Origin of the sequence: Algoriphagus aurantiacus (assembly GCF_035156405.1) — a bacterium.
GTDB classification, from domain to species: Bacteria; Bacteroidota; Bacteroidia; order Cytophagales; family Cyclobacteriaceae; genus Algoriphagus; species Algoriphagus aurantiacus.
In genome coordinates this window covers 15,703-41,500 of the sequence record NZ_JAXRUT010000002.1, presented here as the reverse complement: position 1 = coordinate 41,500, position 25,798 = coordinate 15,703, and the positions used below count along the sequence as shown (strand labels likewise).

At 40.7% G+C, this 25,798-nt stretch carries 21 protein-coding genes and 1 tRNA gene; 6 read left to right on the top strand and 16 right to left on the bottom strand.

Features of this window, described 5'->3' with window-relative positions; all coding sequences use genetic code 11:
* Window positions 1-47: 47 nt before the first annotated feature.
* Window positions 48-860, bottom strand: a complete 813-nt coding sequence (locus SYJ56_RS02145) for a DMT family transporter (protein ID WP_323832275.1) — start codon at window positions 858-860, stop codon at window positions 48-50.
* A 144-nt stretch (window positions 861-1,004) separates the two neighbouring features.
* Between SYJ56_RS02145 and SYJ56_RS02140 the strand changes: the two genes are divergently transcribed.
* Window positions 1,005-1,454: a peroxiredoxin gene (locus SYJ56_RS02140; RefSeq protein WP_323831940.1), complete on the top strand. Its 450-nt coding sequence runs from the start codon at window positions 1,005-1,007 to the stop codon at window positions 1,452-1,454.
* 360 nt (window positions 1,455-1,814) lie between these two features.
* Here SYJ56_RS02140 and SYJ56_RS02135 read toward each other — a convergent pair whose 3' ends face one another.
* Window positions 1,815-2,462 carry an ABC transporter ATP-binding protein gene (locus SYJ56_RS02135; protein ID WP_323831939.1) on the bottom strand — a complete coding sequence of 216 codons (648 nt, stop codon included), beginning with the start codon at window positions 2,460-2,462 and terminating at the stop codon, window positions 1,815-1,817.
* 141 nt (window positions 2,463-2,603) lie between these two features.
* Here SYJ56_RS02135 and sucC point away from each other — a divergent pair, with 141 nt between their 5' ends.
* A complete protein-coding gene (gene sucC, locus SYJ56_RS02130) occupies window positions 2,604-3,818 on the top strand; it encodes an ADP-forming succinate--CoA ligase subunit beta (RefSeq protein ID WP_323831938.1) in 1,215 nt (404 codons plus the stop codon).
* 41 nt (window positions 3,819-3,859) lie between these two features.
* Window positions 3,860-3,933: transfer RNA gene (locus tag SYJ56_RS02125), tRNA-Arg, on the top strand.
* A 328-nt stretch (window positions 3,934-4,261) separates the two neighbouring features.
* Here SYJ56_RS02125 and SYJ56_RS02120 read toward each other — a convergent pair.
* The 11 genes from SYJ56_RS02120 to SYJ56_RS02070 form a co-directional block, all read right to left on the bottom strand.
* Complete coding sequence (locus SYJ56_RS02120) at window positions 4,262-4,651, bottom strand: nuclear transport factor 2 family protein (protein ID WP_323831937.1); 390 nt, start codon at window positions 4,649-4,651, stop codon at window positions 4,262-4,264.
* Between the two features lie 68 nt (window positions 4,652-4,719).
* Window positions 4,720-5,610 (bottom strand): MBL fold metallo-hydrolase, encoded by an 891-nt coding sequence (locus SYJ56_RS02115; RefSeq protein WP_323831936.1) that lies wholly within the window; start codon window positions 5,608-5,610, stop codon window positions 4,720-4,722.
* A gap of 327 nt (window positions 5,611-5,937) precedes the next feature.
* Window positions 5,938-6,951, bottom strand: a complete 1,014-nt coding sequence (locus SYJ56_RS02110) for an Atu2307/SP_0267 family LLM class monooxygenase (RefSeq protein ID WP_323831935.1) — start codon at window positions 6,949-6,951, stop codon at window positions 5,938-5,940.
* Window positions 6,952-6,969: 18 nt separating this feature from the next.
* Window positions 6,970-7,716 carry an SDR family oxidoreductase gene (locus SYJ56_RS02105; protein WP_323831934.1) on the bottom strand — a complete coding sequence of 249 codons (747 nt, stop codon included), beginning with the start codon at window positions 7,714-7,716 and terminating at the stop codon, window positions 6,970-6,972.
* Between the two features lie 265 nt (window positions 7,717-7,981).
* Complete coding sequence (locus tag SYJ56_RS02100; RefSeq protein WP_323831933.1) at window positions 7,982-9,106, bottom strand: alpha/beta hydrolase; 1,125 nt, start codon at window positions 9,104-9,106, stop codon at window positions 7,982-7,984.
* 145 nt (window positions 9,107-9,251) lie between these two features.
* On the bottom strand, window positions 9,252-10,772 hold the full coding sequence (locus tag SYJ56_RS02095) for a GMC family oxidoreductase (protein ID WP_323831932.1): 1,521 nt from the start codon (window positions 10,770-10,772) through the stop codon (window positions 9,252-9,254).
* Between the two features lie 43 nt (window positions 10,773-10,815).
* Window positions 10,816-11,421 (bottom strand): FMN-dependent NADH-azoreductase, encoded by a 606-nt coding sequence (locus SYJ56_RS02090; protein WP_323831931.1) that lies wholly within the window; start codon window positions 11,419-11,421, stop codon window positions 10,816-10,818.
* Between the two features lie 271 nt (window positions 11,422-11,692).
* Window positions 11,693-12,049: a DoxX family protein gene (locus SYJ56_RS02085; protein ID WP_323831930.1), complete on the bottom strand. Its 357-nt coding sequence runs from the start codon at window positions 12,047-12,049 to the stop codon at window positions 11,693-11,695.
* A gap of 168 nt (window positions 12,050-12,217) precedes the next feature.
* The gene (locus SYJ56_RS02080; protein ID WP_323831929.1) at window positions 12,218-12,649 is read right to left on the bottom strand and encodes a nuclear transport factor 2 family protein; all 432 of its coding nucleotides are present in this window, start codon (window positions 12,647-12,649) and stop codon (window positions 12,218-12,220) included.
* A gap of 132 nt (window positions 12,650-12,781) precedes the next feature.
* Window positions 12,782-13,363 carry a Crp/Fnr family transcriptional regulator gene (locus SYJ56_RS02075; protein ID WP_323831927.1) on the bottom strand — a complete coding sequence of 194 codons (582 nt, stop codon included), beginning with the start codon at window positions 13,361-13,363 and terminating at the stop codon, window positions 12,782-12,784.
* Window positions 13,364-13,465: 102 nt separating this feature from the next.
* Window positions 13,466-14,047 (bottom strand): Crp/Fnr family transcriptional regulator, encoded by a 582-nt coding sequence (locus SYJ56_RS02070; protein ID WP_323831925.1) that lies wholly within the window; start codon window positions 14,045-14,047, stop codon window positions 13,466-13,468.
* Between the two features lie 509 nt (window positions 14,048-14,556).
* Between SYJ56_RS02070 and SYJ56_RS02065 the strand changes: the two genes are divergently transcribed.
* Window positions 14,557-15,465, top strand: coding sequence for a pirin family protein (locus tag SYJ56_RS02065; protein ID WP_323831924.1), 909 nt, complete (start codon window positions 14,557-14,559; stop codon window positions 15,463-15,465).
* Between the two features lie 188 nt (window positions 15,466-15,653).
* Here the strand turns inward: SYJ56_RS02065 and SYJ56_RS02060 are convergent, their stop codons facing one another.
* Window positions 15,654-16,835, bottom strand: coding sequence for a Pycsar system effector family protein (locus SYJ56_RS02060; RefSeq protein WP_323831922.1), 1,182 nt, complete (start codon window positions 16,833-16,835; stop codon window positions 15,654-15,656).
* 59 nt (window positions 16,836-16,894) lie between these two features.
* Here SYJ56_RS02060 and SYJ56_RS02055 point away from each other — a divergent pair, with 59 nt between their 5' ends.
* Both SYJ56_RS02055 and SYJ56_RS02050 read left to right on the top strand, forming a co-directional pair.
* Window positions 16,895-17,752 (top strand): SdiA-regulated domain-containing protein, encoded by an 858-nt coding sequence (locus SYJ56_RS02055; protein ID WP_323831920.1) that lies wholly within the window; start codon window positions 16,895-16,897, stop codon window positions 17,750-17,752.
* A 107-nt stretch (window positions 17,753-17,859) separates the two neighbouring features.
* On the top strand, window positions 17,860-21,507 hold the full coding sequence (locus SYJ56_RS02050; protein ID WP_323831918.1) for a BamA/TamA family outer membrane protein: 3,648 nt from the start codon (window positions 17,860-17,862) through the stop codon (window positions 21,505-21,507).
* On the opposite strand, the gene SYJ56_RS02045 is transcribed toward SYJ56_RS02050, so the two are convergent.
* Both SYJ56_RS02045 and SYJ56_RS02040 read right to left on the bottom strand, forming a co-directional pair.
* On the bottom strand, window positions 21,475-23,841 hold the full coding sequence (locus SYJ56_RS02045) for a GAF domain-containing protein (RefSeq protein ID WP_323831916.1): 2,367 nt from the start codon (window positions 23,839-23,841) through the stop codon (window positions 21,475-21,477). The two genes, SYJ56_RS02050 and SYJ56_RS02045, sit on opposite strands and share 33 nt — an antisense overlap.
* A 608-nt stretch (window positions 23,842-24,449) precedes the next feature.
* On the bottom strand, window positions 24,450-25,796 hold the full coding sequence (locus SYJ56_RS02040) for a DUF3526 domain-containing protein (RefSeq protein ID WP_323831914.1): 1,347 nt from the start codon (window positions 25,794-25,796) through the stop codon (window positions 24,450-24,452).
* Window positions 25,797-25,798: the final 2 nt, after the last annotated feature.

The following is a 25,798-nucleotide window of genomic DNA, read 5'->3' as shown; positions in this document are numbered from 1 at the left end:
TTACCTAAATTCAAAAATAACCTGCTTTAGATTCCTGTCCAATTCATTCACGAAACTTGCTTCACCCGCATATTCAGTAGAATGCCCAGTAAAACAAGCCCCATTCCCACATAAGCAAGGGCATTGAACATTTCTCCGAAAAAGAAAAAACCAAATATCAATGCGTAAACTATCCCTATGTAAGTAAGACTGGCCACTTTGGACACATTTGCATTTTGATAAGCAATCGTCAAGAAATACTGAGCCGTCTGGGTACAAATGCCAATAAAAAGCAATATCACCCAATCCCAGCCTACAGGATTCACCCAGCCAAAAGCTGAGACGATCAGGACAAAAGGCAAAGTCACCAGTGGAAAATAGAATATGATCACCAGAGGATGCTCCGTGTTCTTCAGTTTGCGAATGACATTATACGCCAAGCCAGAGAATATTGCAGAGATAATTCCCACTACGGCCCAGAACGTATCTACCCTTGCGTCAACTCCCTGAATTACGATCACGCCTACAAAAGAAATGGCAAAAAAAAGAAATTGTATAGGCTTCACTTTTTCTCTCAGTAGAAATATCCCGAAAATCGTGGTAAAGATCGGCGACAGGTATTGAATAATAACAGCACTTGCCAGTGGAATATTTTGAAGTGTATAGAAGAAGGAAATCAAACCAATAGATCCAACTACACCACGGATAATCAGCCATTTCTTATTATTGCCAAAGACATTTACCTTTTGTTTTTTTAATACCAAATAGCTAAATATCAAGGAGAATACAGATCTGAAAACGATGATTTCTATGGCAGGAATGTGCGGAATGTACTTGACAGAAACATTCATCAGAGCGAAAAATATTCCAGCCAAAAGCATGGACTGGACACTGTTAATCTTCAAAATCGTAGCTTTTCAGAGTGATGTTTTTTTAAGGAATTTGTAAGCTTAATAGTTCAATAAAAGTTTACAAAATCTCATCTACTGCGCGAACCATTATCTGCAACTTGGGTTTTAGTGTTTATGGCATTAAAAACAGGAAGTACCGCACCGGAATTCAATCTCAAATCCACCGGAGCTAAATCAATCGATTTGTCTACTGATTTGAAAGGCAAAGCCTTCATTCTTTACTTTTATCCAAAAGATTTCACCAAAGGATGTACCGCAGAGGCCTGTGAATTCAGAGATCAATTTGCAGCTTTCCGCAATCTGGAAATCCCTGTATTGGGTATCAGCAAGGATGATATAGAGACGCACGAAAGGTTCAAAAAGGAGTATAGGCTTCCATTTGATTTGCTTTCTGATCCCACTGGTGAGGTATGCAAGTCCTACGATGCGCTCATACCCCTTATCAAAATGCCCAAAAGAATTACTTATCTCATAGATAAAGACCACAAGATAGCGGCCGTTTTCTCAGAGATGTTTGAGTCGAAAGGACATATTGAGGCGATGTTGAAGGGGCTGCAGAAGTAAGCTAAACCAGAAAAATCTCCCGCTCCCGATAGCTATCGGGAGGCGCGAAGGCGCTATTTATTTCTCGCGACAACTTTCCTACTACCAATTAGTTCAAGTCTTCAGACTTGGACTTTTAAAAATGCAGTCTCCTGACTTCTTCCAATTACTTTTTACAAAACAGCAGTCTGAAGACTGCATTAAGTCTAGGCACAAGTCTGAAGACTTGCGCTAAAAAGGTCTATTCTAAAATCTTTGGTTTTGGCTCGTCTGAAGGTTACTTGCCCCAATAATTTTTCTGTCTCACTCCAATTTCCCTTCAACAATCATTGAGTCTAGCGTCTAGTATCTTATTTCTAGCGACTAGCGTCTAAAATCTTATTAAATCATCCCATCCTGCATCACTACTTTCCGGTCGGCCATTTCGGCAAGCTCTTCATTATGCGTGACGATGACGAAAGCTTGTCCCAATTCTTTTCGAAGTGTGAAAAACAATTCATGGAGACCTTTAGCATTTTGAGTGTCCAGATTACCGCTAGGTTCATCAGCAAATACAACTGCCGGGCTATTGATCAGTGCACGTGCCACAGCCACTCTCTGCTGCTCTCCGCCTGAAAGTGTGGAAGGTTTGTGATCTAAACGATGCGAAATGCCAAGCAATTCCGCCAGTTCACCTGATTTCTTGAGTAATGAATCGGTAGACGCCTGACCGATCAATCCTGGAATCATGATATTTTCCTGAGCGGTGAATTCAGGAAGTAGATTATGAAATTGAAAAATAAAGCCAATCCGTTCATTTCGGAATTTGGCCAACTCATCTCCTTTTAGATTGAGGAGCTTTTTCCCATCCATCTCCAAAGTACCCTGATCCGGTTGATCCAAAGTCCCGAGAATATGGAGTAATGTACTTTTCCCAGCTCCAGAGGAACCGACTATGGAAACAATTTCAGAAGTTAAAATTTCTAGATCTACACCTTTTAATACTTGTAGGCTTCCATATGATTTATGGATTCCATTGGCTTTCAGCATGCTAACATTTGTTATTCTTTCAAAAATAGGCCAAATGCCTATCTCAATTGGAAATTAACGGCTTTTTTTCCTGAAAAAGGAAAAACTCAGGTTTGATTTATCGAGTCTTAGGGCTTAACTTCGAGCAAAAATTTCCAAAGGATGAATATTCACGAATATCAGGCTAAAGAAGTATTAAAAGGTTACGGAGTTCGTATTCAGGAAGGTATAGTCGCCGACACACCTGAAGCAGCTCATGAAGCAGCCGTTAAGTTGAAAGAGCAAACTGGTACTAGCTGGTTTGTGATCAAAGCTCAGATTCACGCAGGTGGCCGTGGAAAAGGCAAAGTCAATGAAACAGGTTCTAACGGAGTAGTACTTGCCAAGAAATTGGAAGATGTCTCTGAAAAGGCTAAAAATATCCTTGGAGGTACCTTGGTAACTCACCAGACTGGTCCAGAAGGAAAAGTAGTAAATAAGGTTTTGATCGCTGAGGATGTGTATTATCCAGGCGCCTCTGAGCCAAAGGAATATTACCTGTCTATTCTATTGGATAGAGCTACAGGAAGCAATGTAATCATGGCCTCTACCGAAGGTGGAATGGACATCGAGGAAGTTGCAGAAAACTCTCCTGAGAAAATCATGAAAGAGTGGATCGACCCTAAAGTTGGTCTTCAGCCTTTCCAAGCTAGAAAAGTAGCATTTGGATTAGGTCTTTCTGGTAATGCACATAAAGAAATGGTGAAATTTATCACTGCCCTTTACAATGCTTACGAAGGAACTGATTCTTCTCAATTTGAAATCAACCCGGTATTGAAAACGTCCGATGATAAGATCTTGGCAGTAGATGCTAAAGTGAACATCGATGACAATGCTCTATATAGACAAAAAGGATTGGCAGCATTGAGAGATGTGGCAGAGGAAGATCCATTGGAAGTAGAAGCTGGTGAATCAGGCTTGAACTATGTGAAACTTGACGGAAACGTAGGTTGCATGGTGAATGGAGCCGGTCTTGCGATGGCAACTATGGACATGATCAAATTGGTAGGTGGCGAACCTGCTAACTTCCTAGATGTAGGGGGAGGGGCAAATGCTACTACTGTAGAGGCTGGTTTCAGAATCATTCTTCAGGATCCAAATGTAAAAGCTATTCTTATCAATGTGTTCGGTGGTATCGTAAGATGCGACAGAATCGCAAGTGGTGTAGTAGAAGCTTACAAATCAATCGGAGACATCAGAGTTCCTATCATCGTAAGACTACAGGGAACAAATGCTGCTGAAGGTGCAAAAATCATTGACGAATCAGGATTGAAAGTTTCATCTGCAATTACGCTGAAAGAAGCTGCTGAAAAAGTACAGGCTGTACTCGAAGCATAAAAATAAACTATAGTAATGAGGAGCAATTCTCATTACTTTCTGCGCTCGTAGTTCAACTGGATAGAATATCAGATTTCGGCTCTGAGGGTTGAGGGTTCGAATCCTTCCGAGCGCACATAAAGGCTTAGACAATAGTTTAAGCCTTTTATTTTTTCAAAAAAGATCAAAAAAAATGCTTCTTTTTACATTGTGTTATTTTAAATGGGTCAAAAGACTTATTGATAATTTCATAAACACCTAAATGTGAACATGTTTTATAATTGAACATCTTGATTTTTAGGCAAAAACCTATTTTTTAGTATCGGGTGAAATCAGCTCAAGGCCTAGCCCTAATAAATCTCTTACATATGGATTGCCTCCCATCTCCACTTGAAGTGGGTATACATCCTCCCTGAAGAAAGGCAAACTATTAGTGTCAAAACTCAATTAATAAAAATCAGTCTTTATTGGGTAGCATCAACTACCATTTTGCTGTCCACAAATTGCTCAAAGCTGATTATTTTCCCCTGTTTGAGTTTCCAAATATGAGCAACTCTGGCCGTAAAAGGTTTGTTGCTTTTTTTATAAGCACCTGTGTAGGTCCCATAAGCAACTACTTTATCCTCACTTGCCACATAGTCTTCTGGTGTAAATTTGTAATCTATCCATTCGCTGCCTAATCTGCTGAATACGTTGTTGGATATACTTTCCAGTCCAATGTATGTTCCTCCATAAGGAAAACCTTTGGCTTCAGTCCAACTGATATTTTCCGCCACATATTTTGCCAAGTTCTTGCCATTTTCTTCCGAAGTTTTGCCTTCGTAAGTGCTTTTTATAATTTCAAGATTTGTCATTTTTCCTTCGTTTGAAATACAACTTGACAATGCAAGAAGCATCGCCAAGCTGCATAGTAGTGATAATTTTACCATTTCATTTCTCCCGTGTTTACTTTTGCCCCAATCTGCAAGGCGGTCTCAAAAGTCAGGTTTGGATATTCTGCCTTCAAAGCAGCTATCAATGCTTCCGAAGTGGTATTGGTTTTCAATGCTTCTTCGTAGAATTGGATGTAATTTTTGGTATGCGCTACAGCTGATATATCGAATGGAGAATTTGAGTTAGCATGAGCCGGAATCACGATTTCAGGATTCAACGCTACAATTTTGTCCAAAACCATAATCCAACTTTTACGGGCTTCAGCACTTTGGGCATCTGCCATCCAAAGATTGAATGTCGTTCCGAACACATTGATCCCACCCACAACTGCTTTGATAGAAGGTATCCAAACGAATGTCTTATTTAGAAATTCTTCCAGACCCATGATTTCCAATTTCTGGCCTTCCAAATCAATACTTGTTCCTTTTAACACTTGGGGTAGAATAGCATTGGAAGTTATTTTTGTACCCAATCGTTCGCCCCAAACTTCCAATTTTTTCTGCGCTGTTGCTTTAATGTGCTCCACTGTGGCAGGTGATGCATAAGCAGTAACTTCAGGGAAGTAGTTTTTGAACACCTGCAACCCAAAATAAAAATCAGGATCACCGTGAGAAACAAAAATGGAGGTCAACTTTTTACCACTTTCTTTGATTTCCCGGGCTACTTTTTCGGCATCTTCCAATGTGAATTGTGCATCAATCAGAACCGCATCAGTTTTACCCGAAACGATGACCGATGCAACTCCAAAACTGTTTTCTGATGCGTTGTAAATTTTCAGTTCTAACTTATCGGCTTCGATAGTTTTAAAACTCTGAGCTTGTGTCTCCATATAAACTAAACTTAAGGTTATAACTAGTAATACTGAAATAAGATTTTTCATTCTCGTGTTGTTTAAAATTGATAATACAAAGATGGAACCGCGCACTGCCCTAAAACATTGAACTAGTTCAATAAATGAATTCAGACATACAGCTCAAAAAAATTAAACATGCCACGAACATGCGCTGAGTATCTAGCTAAATTCTTTCGTTACTATTCAGAAGACCACCATAACACGATGTATTTCGATTCTCTTATTTCCCTTAACCCATACTTCAACTCAAGCTCTTGTATTTCTCTTCCACAACTTTTTTGGGTGATGGAAAGAAAGCGGATAATCTTAAAGCAATTCAACTATTAAGACACTTTCTCTAAGTTACTTTTCATTTTAGTTAGTTACCCTTGTAATTACCTTACTTCCTATCAGCTCTATGGAGTCCATTAATTGTGCATGCGAAAGACCTGCATTATCCATCTGGAAGGTCAATCTGGAAATCCCTCCCAAATCTTCACTGAATCTCAGGATTTTCTCAGCCACCTCTTCCGCCTCACCGACAATCAGTGCTCCATTTTTATCAACTTGAGAATTGAAATGAGCAGGCGTAATCGGTGGCCAGCCCCGCTCTCTACCCATCCGCGTAAACGTCTCGGCATAGCCTGGATAATAATCAGCCAATGCCTTACTTCTGCTGGAAGCTACATAGCCTAGACAATGTATGCCTACTTTCAATTTTTCAGGAGCGTGCCCTGCCTTTATCCCTGCATCTTTATACATATCTATCAATCCTCTAAAACGTCTTGGCTCACCGCCAATTATTGCAATCATCAGAGGTATTCCTAACCTACCGGCTCTTACAAATGATGCCGGAGTGCCTCCCACACCAATCCATAAAGGCATTGGGTCCTGAAATAGTCTGGGGTATATAGCCTGATTCTTTAAAGGAGGTCTGAATTTTCCCGACCAGGTTACCTTTTCACTGGTTTGAATTTGGATTAATAGCTCCAACTTCTCCATAAAAAGTGCATCGTAATCATTGAGATCAAATCCGAACAAAGGGAATGATTCTATAAATGAACCACGTCCCACCACTAAATCTATTCTTCCTTTTGAGATGAGGTCAAGTGTCGCAAATTCCTGAAAAACCCGTACCGGATCTGCAGCACTCAAGACTGTAACTGCACTAGTCAGTCTTATCTGCTTGGTTCGGGCAGCAGCGGCTGCCAAAATAACCGCAGGTGCCGAATCAAAAAACTCACTCCTATGATGCTCCCCAATACCAAAACTTGAAAGTCCGGCTTGATCAGCATATTCTATCCTTTTCAGCAATTTCTCAAGTATATCAGCTCCATCCGCAGCCTTTTGAATGGATCCTGATGCAAAACTGTCTATTCCTATTTCCATTATTTTCTTAATTGAAAGTTATATTCTCCCGCCTCCATTTACAATGATTTGCTGTCCGTTTATCCACCCTCCTTCTGGGCCTGCAAGGAATACCACTACCCCCGCAATGTCTTCCGGTTCCCCCATTCGACCCAGATTCATTGCTTGGCCGATTCTTTCCAATTCTTCCTTTGAAACCTCTTTTTCCATTAAAGGTGTCTTGGTAGGGCCGGGGAAAACACTATTCACAGATATTTGACGGGAACCGAGTTCCTGCGCCAGGATTTCGGTAATTACTCTACCGGATGCTTTGCTGGGGGCATAAATACCAAGACCTGCTGCCGGATAAAGTGAACTTGTGGAAGATATTTGAATAATACGGCCTCCATTTCTGACGTGCTTGGCTGCCTGCTGCAGCACAAAATAGGTTCCTTTATAATTTACCCCATTAATCCGGTCAAACTCAGCTTCCGTAACTTCAACAACAGGAATACCAATCATTGCTATTCCGGCATTTGCTACGACTATATCGATCCCTCCAAATTCTTGGCTTACGTCATTGAAAAGTCCGACTATCGCTACCACTTGGCTTACATCTGCTGGAAATCCGGTTGCTGTGCCACCTGCTGCTCTGATTTCATTGACTACTTCATCGGCTTGCATTGAGTCTCCGACATAATTTACGGCTACTGCGATTCCGTCTTGAGCCAAGCGTATCGCTATGGCTCGCCCAATTCCTGTTGCCGCTCCGGTGACCAATGCCACTTTTTTTGATGATGCTTTCATGTGTTTATAATTTGTTTTTATTTGGTCACATGGAATCTCGCAAGGCTTATAATCATCCCAGTGTGTGACTCTTGAGTCATGCTCGATTTCATGTGTTTATAATTTGCTTTTCAAAGGTCATCCCGTCCCGATAATTATCGGGAGCTATCGGGAGGAATCTCACATGCACTATAATCATCCCAGTGTGCTCCCGTACGTACGGGATCATGCTCTATTTCATACTTGTTTATTGAAACTATTCTGAATGTTTACTGGATATCTCTCTTTATATAGCTTGTATCACTCGTATGTAATCAGCCATGGCTCTTTTGGATACAGCTGCATCAGGTGCAATAAATTCAAATCCATGTGGAGCTCCCGGATGTAAATGAAACTCAACCGGGACACCTGCTTTTGCCAGCTTACCTGCATAAGCTAAATTCTCATTGCGGAAAATATCCAAGTCTCCTACTGAAATAAAAGCCGGTGCCAAACCCTCAAATTGAAGCAGGCGGGTAGGTACAGCTACAGCTGAGACCCCATGTGCATCCCTATCATCACCCAGTGAGGCACTCCATCCCGTGTAATTGTTGTCATAAGTCCACACTGCAAAAGGCATCAACCGCTCATCAGGAATGAGATTACGATCATCGAGCATGGGATAAATCAGTAATTGACGTGAAAGCTGAATTCCACGGTCACGCGCAAGAATAGCTACTGCAGCGGCTATCCCACCACCCGCACTGTCTCCCATGATACCAATACGGTGTTCATCAATCTCAAGATCAACTGCTTGTTTTTTCAGCCAAGTCAATGCACTAAATGCCTCTTCAGCTTGAGCCTCTCCGTCTACTTCCGGTGAAAGACTATAATCCACAGAAAGAAAAGGAACGCCCGATTGATAGGCGAAATCAGAAACGATTCGATCGTATAACTCCAATGAGCCTGCCACTCTACCGCCACCGTGCAGGTACACGAATGCTGAACCTGAAACCACTTTTCCCGGTGGGCTATACCAGCGTAAATTAATCTCTGTTCCAATAGTTGTGCGGATGCTGAAGTCTTTCGTGCTGACCTCTGGATGAGCCGGCAAATACTGGTTAAGGTTTGCATAGAATTTATTGACATTTTCCCTTAGCATTCGCCAATCACCCTTTTCAGGAATTTGTCCCGGAGAGTTCTGATCGAGAAAATCAGACATTGCTTTTCCTATTTCAGGATCTAAGTTATACCCCATAGTTACTCTATCTTCGTTTGTCTTATTTGATGCAGTGTGTCCCATATTCATAAAATTTAAAATTATCCGCATCCGATAGCTATCGGATGATGCTTGTAGCCTCATTTTCTCTGGCTTGCTGGCAGGAAGACCGATGACGTCCCGATGGCTATCGGGAGACCGAAGTAATCTCAATGCTAGGGTCTACCGTATCATTTATTGCTTTACTGGCAGAAATGCGGATATACATATAATTTAATAACTCAATTAGTAAAGGCCATATATCTACTTTCTCTATAAAAACCTGAATAATAAGTGTTTATATAGAAAGTTGGCAGTTTTAAGATTTTAACAGTATATCGGCTATTCGTTCTGCAACAGCGATTGTTGTCACATTGGTAGCTGCAGAAATAATATCAGGGAAAATGGAAGCATCTACTACCCGAAGGGATTCTACATGATGAACTCTTCCTTCCAAATCAACTACTGCCTCTTTTGAGTTTATAGCCCCCATTGGCGCACTGCTTGTCGGATGGGCATAGCTGGCTATATTTTTTTTGATAGCTTCTTCTAAGTCCCCGTCTGTCACCACGGATGAACCCGGTGCGATTTCTGAATGGATAAATTCTGAAAACGGAGACGTTGCTGCGATACGTCTCGCAAGTTTTGCTCCTTCAATCATCCTAACGGTATCTTCCTGATCATCAAGAAAATTTAAATCCACTTTTGGATTGATATTTGGATCCGTTGTTTCAATCCATATTTTCCCTTTTGAGCGCGGTGTGGTTACGGCCACTCCAAGAACAAATCCCATTAGAGTTGGGCTATATTCATCCGGGAAAAGATGTGTAGCCGTGATGTGAATATCCAGTTCGCCTTCCTCTTTATTGAATGCTGAAGTCCATAGTTTCGCCGCAATGGGCGGTGACTTGCTTTCCACCATTTCTTTATGCAATGCATAAGCAGCGTAATGAAATGGGTGGTCTTTCACATTCTTTCCTACCGGAAGGTCTGCGATCACCGGTATAGTCAATTGCTCTAAGTCAGCCTTAGGACCTATTCCCGATCTCAGCAATATAGCCGCACTTCCATAAGTACCTCCTGAAAGAATCGTTTCCTCAGCGAAATATTCTTCTCCACTAGCCAACACAATACCTACAGCTTTTTGTCCCTTGAACAATACACGGTCTACCAAAGCTTGTGATAGGATAGTTAGGTTTTTGCGTTCACGTACGGAATTTGAGAGATATGCCATTCCTGTATTTACACGCACGCCATTTACCACATTCATCCGGTAAGGTCCGACACCATTAGCTTCTACACCGTCAAAATCATCAATGAGCTTGTAGCCCACATTGACTGTTGCATCAACAAATGCTCTTTGAACTGATGTTAAGTCAGATCGCAAGAGTTGACGTACAGGCAGCGGCCCCTCAAACCCGTGAAGTTCCTTATCACCGGAATCACTTTTCTCCAATTTCTTGAAGTAAGGAAGCATTTCTTCAAAGGACCAACCCGGAAGATTCCAGTTTTTGAAATCTTCCGGACGGGCACGCAAAGCAACTGCACCGTTAATAGCTGAGCTTCCGCCTAAAACTTTTCCTCTTGGAAGATCTATCTTATTTCCAAAAACAGTCGGTTCAGATTGGAATCCCCAGTTGTGCTCCGCATCTCCACCGGGATTATTGGCACTTGAAATAGCACTGGGGTAATCCCATGCGGGGTAAGCGTTTCCACCTTCCACCAATAAGACATTCTGATTGCTTTTTTCACTCAGACGGGATGCCATTACAGCTCCGGCCGAACCGCCTCCCACTATGATAAAATCATAATTAGTAGTTGGGATTTGTGAATTTCCCATAGTATTTGGTTTTTTATTGACTACACTAATTAGTGAACTGACCTTATTTATCTAAAACACTTAACTGTTCCAGAGCCACTTCCATGGCGTTATCCTTAAGAGTAGAAACCGAAACTCCTTCGATCCTGAATGTGGTAATATCTGTCATTCCGAAAAATCCAAGAGATGTCCGCAAATAAGGTTCAATGAAATCCAATGCCTTATAATCGCCTACGCTGTAAACACCTCCCGTTGCGATAGCAAGAAATATTTTTTTATCCCGGATTAAACCCACAGGCCCATCAGCAGTGTATCTAAATGCTACCCCTGCTCTCGCTAAATGGTCTATCCAACTTTTTAAGACGGCAGGTACTCCGAAATTATACATGGGTGCACCTATGACAATGACGTCTGATTCTATCAATTCCTCAAGCAACCTATCTGAAAGTCGAATTGCTTCCAATTGTGTGGATGAACGGTTTCCCGGCACTGTGTTGAATGACTGAATATGGGTGTCAATAAGATAAGGAAGCGGGTCTGTAGTAAGATTTCGAACGGTTACGAATGCTTCCTTGTGTCTGACCAATAGTTTTTTGATGATAGCCTTGCCCAGCTGTATAGTTTGAGATGCTTCTTCTCTTGGACTTGATATGATATGTAATATTTTCATTTTAAATAAATGATTGTTATAAACTAGGGTAATCTGTATAGCCTTTTTCGTTGCCTATAACTTTTCTATATCCGTGGCTGGTAGGAAATCTTCGATGGATATTTATAGACCATAAGTTGGTTTTCTTTCTCTTTTTGGAATAGAATATTTCCTTACTCCTAGGTTAAAATCGTTCCTTAAAGGCTACTATAGTATGTTTCCAATGTTAAGAAGCACCTTGTTTATTTAGTTCATGCCTGTAAAAAGTATCTGTAATAGCAATTTCAAGTGGCTACTCTTTATCTTGGGAGTAATATGATATTCCCAAAATCACTAAAAACACAAGAGGCATTATAGCAACAGAAATTTGGTCTCCACTGGATAAATGAGCGATAAATGCAGATATAAATGTTAGGGTAAATCCAAAATAAGCTAATGATTTAATTTTAGTTGAAATCATAGTAAGCAGTAAAACCAGTGCTCCCAAAACTTTAAGAATCGCTAATTCAATTCTGAAATAATTTGGAAAACCCAGATGGACAAAAGTTGCTTTCATATCAGGATTGGTAAAATATCCGAAAGCACTGAATAGCATTATCCCTGCGATAATAACCGTTGTAATCCAATAAATAATTTTGCTTGTTTTCATTTTTTTCGGATGTTATAAAATTTGATTTTGCCTTGATTCATGATGTAAAATTGCATCTAAGAGCAGCCCGAAAACGATGAGATATGATAAAAAAAACCGTTGATATTTATCAACGGTTTTTGAGTTTGCTACTTTGACGCAGCACTGGACAGCTCTTATAGGTGTATATTATTCGCTGGCAAAACTTCCACCACTCATTGCTTTTTGAAAAGCCTGAGGGTTCCAATATTCACGATAGTTGACTATTAGACCGTCACGGAAAGTAACGAAAGTTGCGTAGCTCATTTCATATGGATTGCCGCTAGCGACTACCACACCGGATGCACTCCACTCTGCGATGGCAACATTTGCATCATCCGTTCCATAGATTTTCAAAGTTGGGAGAGATTTTACATTTATAAAGCTCGGGTAGTTACGCAAATATTCATAGAGCGCCTCCCGGCCCTCAAATCTTGCCTGAGAACCTTCTGGTGCAAAAGGGAATTCGGCAACTACATCCTCAGCGCATAATTCTGACCAGCCTTTCATGTCTTTGGCAAGAAAAGTATCCAAACTGTGACGAAGAAGTTGAGAGGCCGTAGTGTTTTTTGAATTTTCCATATACTGTTTATTTTCGAATAAATTTGATAAGGCAAAATTGTAACAAACGGACTCCTCACTTCGATGATATATGATAAAAAAAAGTGTTGATATTTATCAACACTTTTTTTTATCATAATTCTTGAAGCTTTGCTATTTCATCAATTGTTTTCTTACCCGGCTTAATGTTTCTTTAGTAATACCTAAATAAGAAGCAATAATATGTTGCGGAAACCGCTGGATAAACTGAGGGTGGTTGTCGGCAAAATCTTGGTATCGTTTGTCTGCCGTGCTGCCAATGGTAGAGCTTAATCTTCTTTGTGAAGCGATGGCATTTCTTTCATCCATAGACCTAATCATATCTACTAAAGCAGGAATTTTTGTCATCAAATCCAACATTTCTGCTCGGGTAATTATAAGCAGTTCGGTATCCTCCCATGCATCAATATTATAGTCAGACGGGGTAAGCATAATTGAACTTTCACGATCAGTAGCCCAGTAATTTTCAATGTAAAGATTTACAATATGTTCTACTCCCTTATCATCCACGTTATATTGCCGCATTGCTCCCTTTACAATAAACCCGGTATGCTTACACACATCCCCTACTTGTAAAAAGTATTGTTTTTTTCTAAGTTTTTTGGGTTGAAAAGCCTTCTCGATCAAAGCTTCATCTTCACTTGTAAGTACCGAATTAGTACGCTTGTTTATATATGTTATTAGCTTTTGGTGCATTAGAATTAGTCATTTATTATACTATCGAAATGAAAAAATTACTCTGTTTAATTACTTGTTTGGTTAACTCACTACAAATAAACTGTACGCTAATTGGACAACTTAATTTCTGAGAGAAATTTTCTTCCTTATTTTACTCACAAATTCATGACTGATACCTAGATAAGCCGCAATTTGAAGATTGGTCAGCCGTTGTGATAGTTGGGGATATTTTTCAATAAAATCCACATAACGGTCGTCAGCTCTTTTGCTCAAACTATCTATCATTCTTCTTTGCAGTGCAACGTGTGTTTTTTGGGTCATTATCCGAAATAGCTTTTCTATGTTCGGTAACTTAGTGTAGGCATGTTCTTTATTCAATTTTGAAATCACTAGGAGTTCGCTGTCTTCCAATGCTTCAATATAAAGTTGGGAAGGTTTTTGATTGGTGAAGCTGTCGATATCTGTAATCCACCAATTTTCAATAGCGAAGTAGAGCACGTGTTCAAAGCCCTTATGGTCGACATGATATACCCGAAAAAGTCCTTTGGTGACAAAACCCTCAAAATTGCACATTTCACCTTCTCTCAACAAGAATTCCTTTTTTTTGATTTCTTTTGGTTGAAACAAACCGCAAAAATCTTCCATCTCTTTGTCCGAGAGAGTAATGTGTTTACTTATATTATACTTTAACAGTTGAGTCATTTGAGATGAGTTGAGAAACTAAGCTCCAAATCCGCAGCACTGGAGAATTAACCTTACTTTCATTGAGAACCTTCCAAAAAGTAACCCATTAAAAGCCAGAACCGCTACTTCCAGAGATATAAATTCCTATAACGCCCGACACTAAATTACTTATTATTGGGGCAATTTCAAATGACATCACTAGCAGGGATGGCTCTGTATTGCTCACCGCATGTTACTGGCTCAAGACGGACAAGGAAAGTAGGCAAGCAACACTAAAATCATCAACGTCTTTCCTCGTTTCTTCCTTCATAGACTATTAGTGAGGCTGATGTGGTGGAGCTGCTTGTCAAGTTTGTTCAGAAAGTTGTCTCCTCTAGCGCAATCAAAGTTATACTTGTCTTTCAGAAGATAGATTAGAACCGAAAAAACTGCCACGCGTGATCGGTAAAAGCAGTAAATTAATTATCATTTATCATTGCTTAGGTATAATTCGGGTGTTTAACTTTGGTTTTAATTATCAATAAATTATGCTTGATATTGTAATAGAATCCCGACAGGCGGTCATAAGCCCCGGATTTTCCGTGAAACGCATTCTCCCATTCCAGTTAAGGAGAATGGTAGGTCCTTTTATTTTCATGGATCATGGCGGCCCGGTCAGCGTTCCTACCACCACCAATTTAGATGTGTTGCCTCACCCTCATATCGGACTTTCCACGGTGAGTTATCTCCTTCAAGGTAATGTAACGCACAGAGATAGTCTCGGCGTGGAGCAACTGATCAAACCGGGAGAAGTCAATTGGATGACAGCAGGAAAAGGGATCGCACATAGCGAACGTTTTGAAGATCCTGCAATACTCGCTGCGGGTGGACTCGAAATGATTCAAACTTGGGTGGCGCTTCCTGAAAAAGACGAAGAAACTGACCCCTCATTTAAAAATTATACTGCGGAGGAATTACCTGTTTTTACCGACAATGGCGTTTGGATGCGCTTAATAGCCGGAGAGGCGTATGGACTGAACAGTCATGTCAAGACAAGCTCTCCCTTGTTTTACTTACATGTCGTACTCAATGAGGGGGCCAGATTTGGACTCCCTACAGGACACAGCGAAAGAGGAGTATACCTCGTGAAAGGCAGTGTGGAAGTGAATGGGGTCACGTATACAGCAGGAAGACTGCTGGTATTTACCATGGGAGTAGATCCTTTGATTATTGCGAAGGAAAACACTACGCTAATGATGCTGGGAGGTGAACACCTTGGAGACCGGTATATCTGGTGGAATTTTGTATCCAGTCGTAAAGAGCGGATTGAGCAGGCTAAGGAAGACTGGAAGCAGGGGCGTATTCTTTTACCTCCCTCGGATAACAAAGAATTTGTCCCTTTGCCTGAAGACAAGTCAAAACCTGCCGGTGGGCCTCCCCCAAATGCCCTTTCCTAACTTCAACATGTGAAGAAAAGGGAGAAATTTACGATGATTAAATCACATTGCCACTTTGCCAGATCCACGAAAGAAGGGCTTAGAGGAATATTTCCTTATTTCTGTAACTAAACCCAATTAACCCGCATGACGTATTTGAGGCTCCCTAAAGTCAGGTTGACGTTTGTAAACTTCGGCCACCGGCAGTCTCAGTATTGCAATGGATCAAAGAAAAGGGTAGCTATCAGAAATGATATCACGGATAATACAAATCCGAACATAAAAATATTGTAACTCTTTCGGAGCATTAGGTACTTCTTTGAGAGCACTTTTCCCAAATAATAAATGTCAGTAATCATGCTATCGTAAAGATAATTCCCGTCTTCCATCATGGCATGCATGCCTGTTTTGTAATCGGGAAGCGACATTTCGTGAAAATTTCCAAAGTAGAGCAAGTTACCCTGCTTTTTGTGAATGTCTTCCTTAGTCACCACACCAGACGTTACTTTGGGGCGGGTGGCCAGAATAGCAAAGACCATGGCTGAAAGGCAGGTAGCCAACAGCATAAAAGTAGGAATAATGTAATTTGGATACTCCTCAAGTTTCCTGATAAGAATGGTCACGACTATGGAAATGATAATGGAATTGACCGATATCATGATGTTGGCTTTATTATCAGCCAAGGCTGAAAGCTCCAAATGATTTGTGGAAGTAATCCGAAACATCGTTTCTATCCCTCTCTCCGATTTATTTTTGTTCTTTTTCTTTTCTTTCTTGAACGCATCTGGATTTTCTTCTGCCTCTTTGATTTTCATTTGTATGAGTTTCAGGTTTTTCTCTTTGCCCGGCTGTAAATACTGCTGAGCATACGAAGTATGGTATTTGTGGGACTCCATAAACTGTTGGCTCTTCCTTAACCAATCTAGGGTTGGGATAGTCCCATATTCGGAAAATTCTACTTCTTTTTTCAATAATATAGTGAGCTCAAAAAACTTGTCAGAGCTCAGGTGAAATAGATCGGCATCACAAATAATCTCTTCCAGCAGATTTTGAGGATTCTGGGGAATCTTTGTAGCCATAATAATAGACTTTATCCTTTCTATCCGATCCTTACTTATGCCCAAGTCAATTAAATAAGCTTCCGCTATTGTAGCTCCTCTGGCTTCATGCCCCTCTCCTTTTCCTTCCCAATAACCGATATCATGCATCCACCCTGCAAAAAATAAATCTTCCTGCTCATCCTTTCCCAAATTATAATATTCCCCAATCTCTTTAACCTTGCTTACTATCTGTAAGGTATGATCCAAATTATGGTAGCAAACCTCCGGTTTTTGGCGGTTTTCAAACAATTTCCTAATCCAGGATTCAAATTTTTCAAGTTGTGTTTCCACGGCTATTCACTTATTTTGAGCAAATTTATTTGAAGGTAACTAGTTCCAATTTTATAACGATGCATTTCTCAAAGATATTCGTCTTTCTGATATTACTCCTACTAAGCAGTCAATGTGCCCCGAGTGTTTCAGAATTAAAAACCATCCCATTTCCAGATGCATATAGCCTTGCGGACTTCCAAAAAATCATTCTAACCGATGATATGGAGGAAATTTCTGGTATAGAATGGGTAGGCGAAGATCAGCTCTGGGCAATAGAAGATGAATCTTCCATTATATATAAACTTGATACTGAGACAGGTAAAATTCTGAAGAAAAGGAAATTTTCTAAAAATAAAGACATCGAAGATCTGGAGGTAGTGAATGAGGTAGCTTGGGTGCTACAAAGTAACGGTACACTTTACGAGGTCACCTCTCCACTCAGCAAAAACGCAAACACCACCGAGCACCATTTCCCAATCAAAGAAAAAAGAGATATTGAGGCAATAGTTGCTTCTGAAACAGAACCATTTTTGTTCGTTTTTTGTAAAGTTTGCAAGTGGGATATAGGTCCGGATCAGGCTTCTATTTTCCGTTTTGATTTAATGAATAAAAGTTACGATTCCATTCCATTCAAGACTTTGAAAAGAGATCAAATACAGCCTTTACTCAGAGATAAGAAAGCTGAACTCTTGGACATCCAGCCATCGGCAGCGGCGTTTCATCCCATTGAGAAACAGTTTTATATTCTTTCTTCCAGCGGTAAATGGCTGTTGATAACCGACTCAGATTTCATTCCAAAAGATGTTTTCAGACTAGACTCTAGGCTTTTTAAACAACCTGAGGGACTTGCTTTTGACCCTCATGGTAACATGTATATTTCAAATGAAGCACAAGATGGTGAGGCCAATATTCTGAAATTCGTCTATACCCCATGAAATCGAGCATGACGAACGTGTCACACAGAGAGATGATTATCAATCATGCGAGATTCCACCTGCCTGACGGCAGTCAGTTGTGACCAATAAAAATCAATTATAAACACATGAAAAAAATTATTCTGCTTCTGGTTTTCAGTTCGCTTTCATCTTTTCTTCTCGCCCAACAGGAAGCTTCCCGGAAATTTCGTGTTTACTTGATAGGTGATGCTGGAGAAATGGAAAATGAACATCATCCAGTAGTCGAAGACGTTCGGAATAAACTTCAAATTGACGGTGATACCCCAACCCATATCATATACTTAGGTGATAATATTTATCCGGAAGGAATGCCTGCCGATCAAGATGAACATAGGGAGCAGGCTGAAGTGATATTAAAAACACAGCTGGATCTATATCAATTCCTCACTGGGAAAATCTGGATGGTGCCAGGAAACCACGACTGGAACCGGGGGAAATCCGAAGGACTAAATGCGGTGTTACGGGCTGAAGAATATGTGCTGGATAATTACCCTGAAGATAAGGTAGAGTGGATTCCAAGCGGAGGTTGCCCTGGTCCGAATGTAATCGAACTGGATTCTGAAACAATCTTAATCACGTTGGATAGCCAGTGGTTGCTTCATCTTAAAGACAAGCCTGGTGCTGATTCGGATTGCGAATACAAATCAGAAGAAGAGGTGTTGGCTGCTTTGGAATATGTCTTTGAGGAAAATCAGGATAAGACCATTCTTGTGGCCATGCACCACCCCCTCCGATCTTATGGCCCACATAATGGTGCCTATAGCTGGAAAGATCATCTATTTCCACTCGCTGTAGCCTCGCCTAAACTTTATATTCCATTACCGGTGATCGGTTCCATATATCCCTTATATAGAAGCTGGTTTGGTAACATTCAGGATCTTCCCCATCCTAAATACGAGGCGATGACCCGTGCTTTGGATCAGATATTTGACAGCCACCCCAACGTGATACAAGTTGCAGGGCACGAGCACGGATTGGCTTATACAAAAGAGGGTAATGTACATTATATTATCAGTGGAGCTGGAGCTAAAAACACCTATATTAAAAAACATAATACAGCTGAGTTCACTTATCCAATGAAAGGTTACGCTGCACTGGACTTTTATGATAATCATGAAGTAAGGTTAACTTTTTATGATCCGCTTGAGGAAGATCCGTTGTACGAAACGCAGTTGGTCAAACCATATGCAGACAACATTTCGGAATTAAAATTATTTGATAGAACCTTACCGGAAGAGGTCACCCGCCCCATTTCCACCCAATACTTGCACGGAAAAGGTTACTACCGCTTCTTGGGAAAAAACTATCGGGAAACCTGGGCTATTCCTGCCACTTTTGAAACAATAGATCTCACCAGGGCAAAAACAGGGCTTACCATCATTCAGAAAGGAGGAGGGCTTCAAACCCATTCCTTACGACTTGCTGATAAAGATGGAAAGGAATATGTGATGCGCTCAATTAACAAATATCCTGAGAAAGCACTTTCACCAGAGCTCCGTCAGACAATCGCCAAACAGGTGATCGAGGATCAAATATCTTCCTCACATCCCTATGCAGCATTGGCTGTAGCCAGACTGGCCGAAGAGGTTGGGATAGTGCATACTAATCCCACCATCGTTTATTTGCCTGATGATCCCTTGCTGGGAATTTATAGAAAGGACTATGGCAATGATTTGTACCTTTTTGAAGAGCGGGAAATTGCGGGAAAAGACGCTCCTGAAGATGTGGAGTTTTTCAGCACTGACAAAATGCTCAAAAAAATCCATGGTGACAATGATCACCAGGTGATGCAAAAAGATGTGCTGAGAGCCCGGATATTTGACCTATGGATAGCAGACTGGGATCGCCATGATGATCAGTGGAGATGGATAGGGAAAAAAGGAAAAAAAGGATGGGAATTCACTCCTATGCCTAGGGATAGAGATCAGGCTTTTTTCGTAAATCAGGGGATATTTCCAAAAATTGCCAGTCGAAAATGGGCTGATCCCCGATTTCAGGGATTTGATTACGCTCCTCCCCGCTTTGTGTCTGGTTTCATGTTCAATCCCAGGTATTTTGATCGCAGCTTCCTAAATGAACTGAACCGGAAAGATTGGGAAAAAACGTTGGACAAGATCATTCCCTCACTGAGTGAGCATGCAATCTCTGAGGCATTTAAAGACTGGCCAGACACCGTCGCAGCAAAGGATGCTCCAGAAATTCAAGCAAAGCTTCGCCAGCGAAAAACCTGGCTAAAGCAAGAAATGCTGAAACATTACGCATTCCTTTCCAAGAACGTAGATGTGGTAGGCTCCAATAAAAATGAGGAATTTGAAATAAAGTACCACAAAGATGGGCAAGTTGAAGTAGAGGTTAGAAAAATTGATAAGTCAGGAAATTTGGAACAGAAACTTTACCATCGAACCTTCCTTCCGGAGGAAACCGAAGAAGTCAGGCTTTATGGACTAAAAGGTGAGGATACCTTCCGCTTCAAGGGAGAAGGATCAGGTAAAATCAAAGTGAGGATAATTCCGGGCAATGGGGAGAAATCGTTTGAAGATAAAGGGAATACCAAGAAGAAAAATACGCTCATTTACCAAAATCCCAAGGATAAACATTCGCTTGAACTAGGTGGAAGTGCCAAAATCAAGTACGCACCTTCCCTCTCCTATTTGAGCTACAACAGGAAAGAGTTCAAGTATGACAAGCTTATGCCTCTGGCTTCAGTGGCTATCAACAAAGATGATGGCATATTCTTAGGAGCCGGTGTGTTATGGGAAAAGCATGGCTTCAAAAAAGAACCATTTTCTATTCGTCAGTCCATTTTGGGCAATTACGCTATTAAATCAAATGCATTCAATATTGAATACAGGGGTCATGCAGTGGATGTCTTGGGAAACCTTGATCTAGTCTGGAAGGCTGATGTAAAGGCGCCTGACTTTGCTTTCAACTTCTTTGGAATTGGAAATGATACTGAGTACAACACTGATATTTATGACATAGATTACTATAGAGCAAGATTTAATTGGTATGAGTTATATGGAGGATTACAAGCAAAATTGGGTGAAAGTGGAAGCTTGACAGTCGGTCCGCACTATCAGGTGTTCCGGTTTGATCCAGATGATAATACCAACAAATTCATTACTTCCCCGGAAAGTGGCTTAAACCAGCTAGTTCTGGACAAAGCTAAATTTTACAGTGGATTTTCGGCTCAACTAGTTTTTGACAGAAGAGACCATAAAGAACTACCTACCAGAGGATTTCATTTTGAAGGTCAGGCTAAAAGAATGTGGGGATTGAATGATTACTCCCAGAATTTCACCACAGTGGATGGAGAACTTGCACTGTATTGGTCATTTCGATATCCTTCCAGGTTAGTCTGGGCGACGAGGTTTGGAGGTGGCAAAAACTGGGGCAATTATGAATTTTTCCAAGGCCAAACCCTGGGAGGATTGGACAATCTTCGGGGCTATAGAAGATACAGATTTAATGGTGACGCGGTGGTGTACAATAATACGGAAGTAAGAGTCCGCCTTTTCAATCTAAACACTTATTTACTCCCGGCAACAGTAGGAATATTAGCATACAATGATATTGGCCGAGTTTGGGTCAAAAATGAAAAATCAGATGAATGGCACAATGCATTTGGAGGTGGCATTTGGTTGGCACCATTAAATCAGTTTGTAGCAACCTTCTCTATGGGTTTCAATGAGGAAGAGTTCTTACCCTTTTTTACCTTCGGATATCAATTTTGATGAGCTATCTATTGAAGGAAGGGTTTTCGGAGTCACTGTTACCCGAATAGCTTTCAATCCGTGAACGCCCTGCATTTCCTCCAGTTCAAGTTCCTCGACTTGATCTTGGAGTTGCCCTTTATTCTGTAAATAAGTGATGAAGTCCAGGTATTCCTTGACTTCCCGCTGCTGAGAATAGACGATGGCTATTTTACCCGGCTGGACCAAGCGCTCCTGAGTCCCTGATATCAAGGCTTTGTCAATACGCTTTTTCATGATTTCATAGCGGATGTTGTAGGCGCCCTCCACATCAAATTTTCGCTCATCCAAGCGGAAACTGATAGATATAGGCGTACTATGAGCGAGAATTAGCTGTGTGGTTTCCAACGGATTTTCCAATTCTGGCTTCTTGTCCTCTATCAGATTAACAATGGCTATCAAACTCTGAAGCTGCCAAAGCCTTAGGTTCTTCAGGTAAATCATATCAAACTTCTGATCTTTCACCAGAGATTGACCAATGTAGATATTGTATTCAAGGCCATCGGTTTTGAATTTCTCAAAGTAATGGGGGAAAATCTTTTGGACCTTAATCTCTTCCTCATCCAAAAAAGCTCCAATTGTCTGGTTGATAAGCTGAAGGCTTCTTTCAAATGCCTTTCTGTGATGGTTTATGATTTGAAGTTGAGGGTCTAATGCATCAAAATAAGCTTGTACTTTAGGTTTTAGATCCTGATATGTTTCACTCAGGTGTATAAAAGTTGGTTCTAACTCACGATAAAAGAATTCAGTGATTCTAACTTCTTCTTCACTGAGCAGAATCAGATTTATCCTGCGCTTGTATTCCTCGATTTGATCCATAAGACTTTCAAGCAAAGGGAGGTAATGCAAACTCCCCGCTAGTTCCAATATGGCTTTCCCCATATCTAACTGGATGACAAAGTCATCATGAATTGCCTGATTCCGTTCAACACTTGAATTTTTGATATCTACGGCAGCATACAATGGATATACCTCCTTGAACAAAATAGGCTTGATTTCAGGCTTCTTTCCTGATTCTTCATCCAATACATAATCCAGTGCGATTTCATCAAATTTCCATTCAACTACAGGATGAATCGCAGTAAAATTCTTTCTAATGATTGCCTTAATTTTATAATCCAGATTCTCTGCCTGCCGATGTAGCGCTAGCGAGAGTGACGGAGCCAAATGATCCAATGTATGAAGCATCAGGGGATCAAAAGTCTCTTTTTCAAAGGAACAGATTTCCAGTACTCCTACGAGATTCCCATTATGCCGCAGAGGATAAAGAATGATTTCCTGGAGCCCCATGCCAATGATCAGATTAATCAGTGGCAAATCATCTGGATTATCCTGAATATCTTTTAAAAAGACGGGGTGATTCACTTTCGAGAGAAATTCTATGATCGCATGGTATGGTTCCTCGCTGCCGGATATCAATAATTGACGAATCAAATAACTATAAGCAAGACGGCTTTCGGACATAATGATCCTTCCTGAAATATTCTGAAGAACGGCCAGCCCTACCTTTAATTCCCCTCTATCCAAGAGACTTTTGACAGAATCTTCAACAATCCCCATGAATTCTTCAGAACTGACCTCATCTTGCTTTAAGACAGCTTCATTAAGCGTTGCTACACTCTGGGCTACTGTTAAATCATTGGCTTCCATTATTACAAAACCATGAAATTCAAATAGGTCCAGAGGAAGCAATTTCTTCAATCTATCTAGTTCGAATTGATAAGGTTCATCTATTTTGCAGAATTCAGAGCGGTCATGTATCTGGGGTAGTGGCACTTTTGGGACAACATGTACGAATTGCGTATTGAAATGAATCTGATAATGTCTATTGACTCCGTTAGCACCTCTAAATTTAAACACCATAGGAGGGAACTGATTCATCTGAATTCCATATAGCTGGCTTAAAATCTTGGCATAAACGTGTATCATCTTATCAAAAGAAATACGCTCATAGTCAAGATTCTCAGGCAATTTTATCAATCCATTTTCCTGTAAAAACTGTTCGGAAAATGCGGGAGTTGCATAGATAGGATTGTAGTCAAATGGCTTGGATATAGCTAAAATCTTATCGTCCTGACCAGATAAGGGTATTAAGGAACTAAGGATCAAACCAAACCCCAACTTATTCTGATCTGTCTTCAAGACCAAAGGGTCAATATTGCTTTCCAACAACTCCGGAAACTTTTTAATCCTGCTTAGATAATCATGGTAAAGACAGATACTTGGATGATTATTGTCTGCAAGTGATTCCCATCTCTCAAATAGTAGTTTAAAATCAAGAAAGGAATTTACAAGGTTTTCTTTAGTCAGGTCCATAGGTATTTATTATTACTAAAAAAATAGCGGAAAGTTGTTTTACGAAATTTTATCTAAACATAGATTAAGAATTTTATTTAAACATACAGCACCATTTTAAAATTCAACTTTTATATTAAAAAATAACCGCTGACTTTTCATCGCAAGCCTACCAGCCAGAATCACGGGGATCTATGATGCGACAGTTTTAAAATCAGCCATGCAGAGAGTGAATGAATCTGGGTAAAAGGTTGAGTTTCCTTTCACCCGTTAGCTGAGAAAGCTAACTTTTAATAACTTAGTGAAGTGACTTAAAACGGCCAAAGTGAAAGCTTCCCCAAAAAAATCATCTGAATTATTAATTCTATGATAATTGAACCCGGACTATGCATTAGGCTTCGTAGCAGCCTGTCCCGATTCTTTCGGGAAGGGTTCAAACTGCAAGGAAATCAGTCACTTTGGAGATCGAGTCGTAGCACCGCTACGGTGAGAGCGAAAAGTGAAGCATAGCGACTGATTTTGAGGCGGTTTGAAGCCGTAGTAGATTTGCTAATGCATAATGCGGGTTGAAGAGCAGGACACTGCATGAAGAAACAGTTGATTTGAAATAATTAAGGAAGTATTTTTTACTATCTAATTTTTATTACTTTCAAAAACGTAAGGAAAAGCAACAAACCTGAACAGATAATTATCGGTAAGAAAAGCCAAAGCCACTCTACCGAATTCTCCTTTTTTATAAATTCAGGTTCAAACTTCTCCCAGTTCTCCTCAAGCACTGAGGTATTATCAAAAATTCTAGAATAGAAATAAAGCCTCATCTTTTCATGAAATTCATCTGTCCTTTCCAAAAATTCCATGTGACTCGTAGAACCTGTACCTGCTAACTTATTAAAAGCCAGCTGAACATGCATTGTGGGAATAGCCCAGGCAATACGCCTACTCACTAGTGCACGCTGCTCAAGCTTGTCTCTCATGGCTTCACTTTCCTCTCTGGCCTCATCATCCCCCATTTGCTGCATGGCATAGTACCAAAGCCAAGAGAATTCCTTTTCTTCCGGCATACCGTAGTCTTCAAACTGTGGATAATGTGCATAAAAATCTGTCATGGTTTCCTGCTTATCACAATCCCACTTTTCATGATAACCGTCCCGCTGCTCGATCATGGTAGCCAATGCTTCAGGTACGGGATACTGATTGCTCACATAGCTATTGATGCCTGCAGGCAGAAGTATGGCCAAAACCAGCCAAAGAGACAGCATCGCCAATGCGTTTAAACTGGAGTTTTTCTGGAAAGCAATCACCAAAAAACAAACAGTAAACCAGAAGATGATGTAGCAGAACCCCAACAGAAAAAAAGCAAATAGAGCAGCATCCAATGGAATTCCCAAGATCAACTTTGCAGCTGTGAGCAAAAGCACGAAAAGCACTAAAATCACAAGCAGTCTTACGGACAACTTGGCCAGTAGGTACTTCAGCTTGGACCTAGACTGTATGGATACAAGCTGCCAAGTACCCACTTCTCTCTCTTCCGAAAGGAGGTTGAAGGTGAAGACGATAATCAGCAGAGGAAGCAGGTAGATGATCACAAAGCCCAGATCCAGATTACCGGACTGCAGGCTTGAGGGGTTTACTAGATCCGTATCGTATTTCTGGCCTTCCAAATTCCGGATCGTGACATGCTGAATGGCTGGGTTTACATCACTCTGGCCAATGGACAGCCCTGCCATTTTTTCAGGCTTATTGATCAGCGCAAACTTCAAATAATACATCAACAACCCAAATTCCTCTTGGTGGAAGCCGACGTTCCTTTCAATATGTTCTTGTTGGTATAGCGTGACCTGCTCAGTGGCCCTTTCCTGACGATCCAGAAACTGCTTGCCAATCAAAATTCCCGTCATCCCCAGCACCGAGACCAAGAGTAGACACAGGATGACCACATTTGATCTAAAAAACTGCTTAAACATTAACCGATACATAA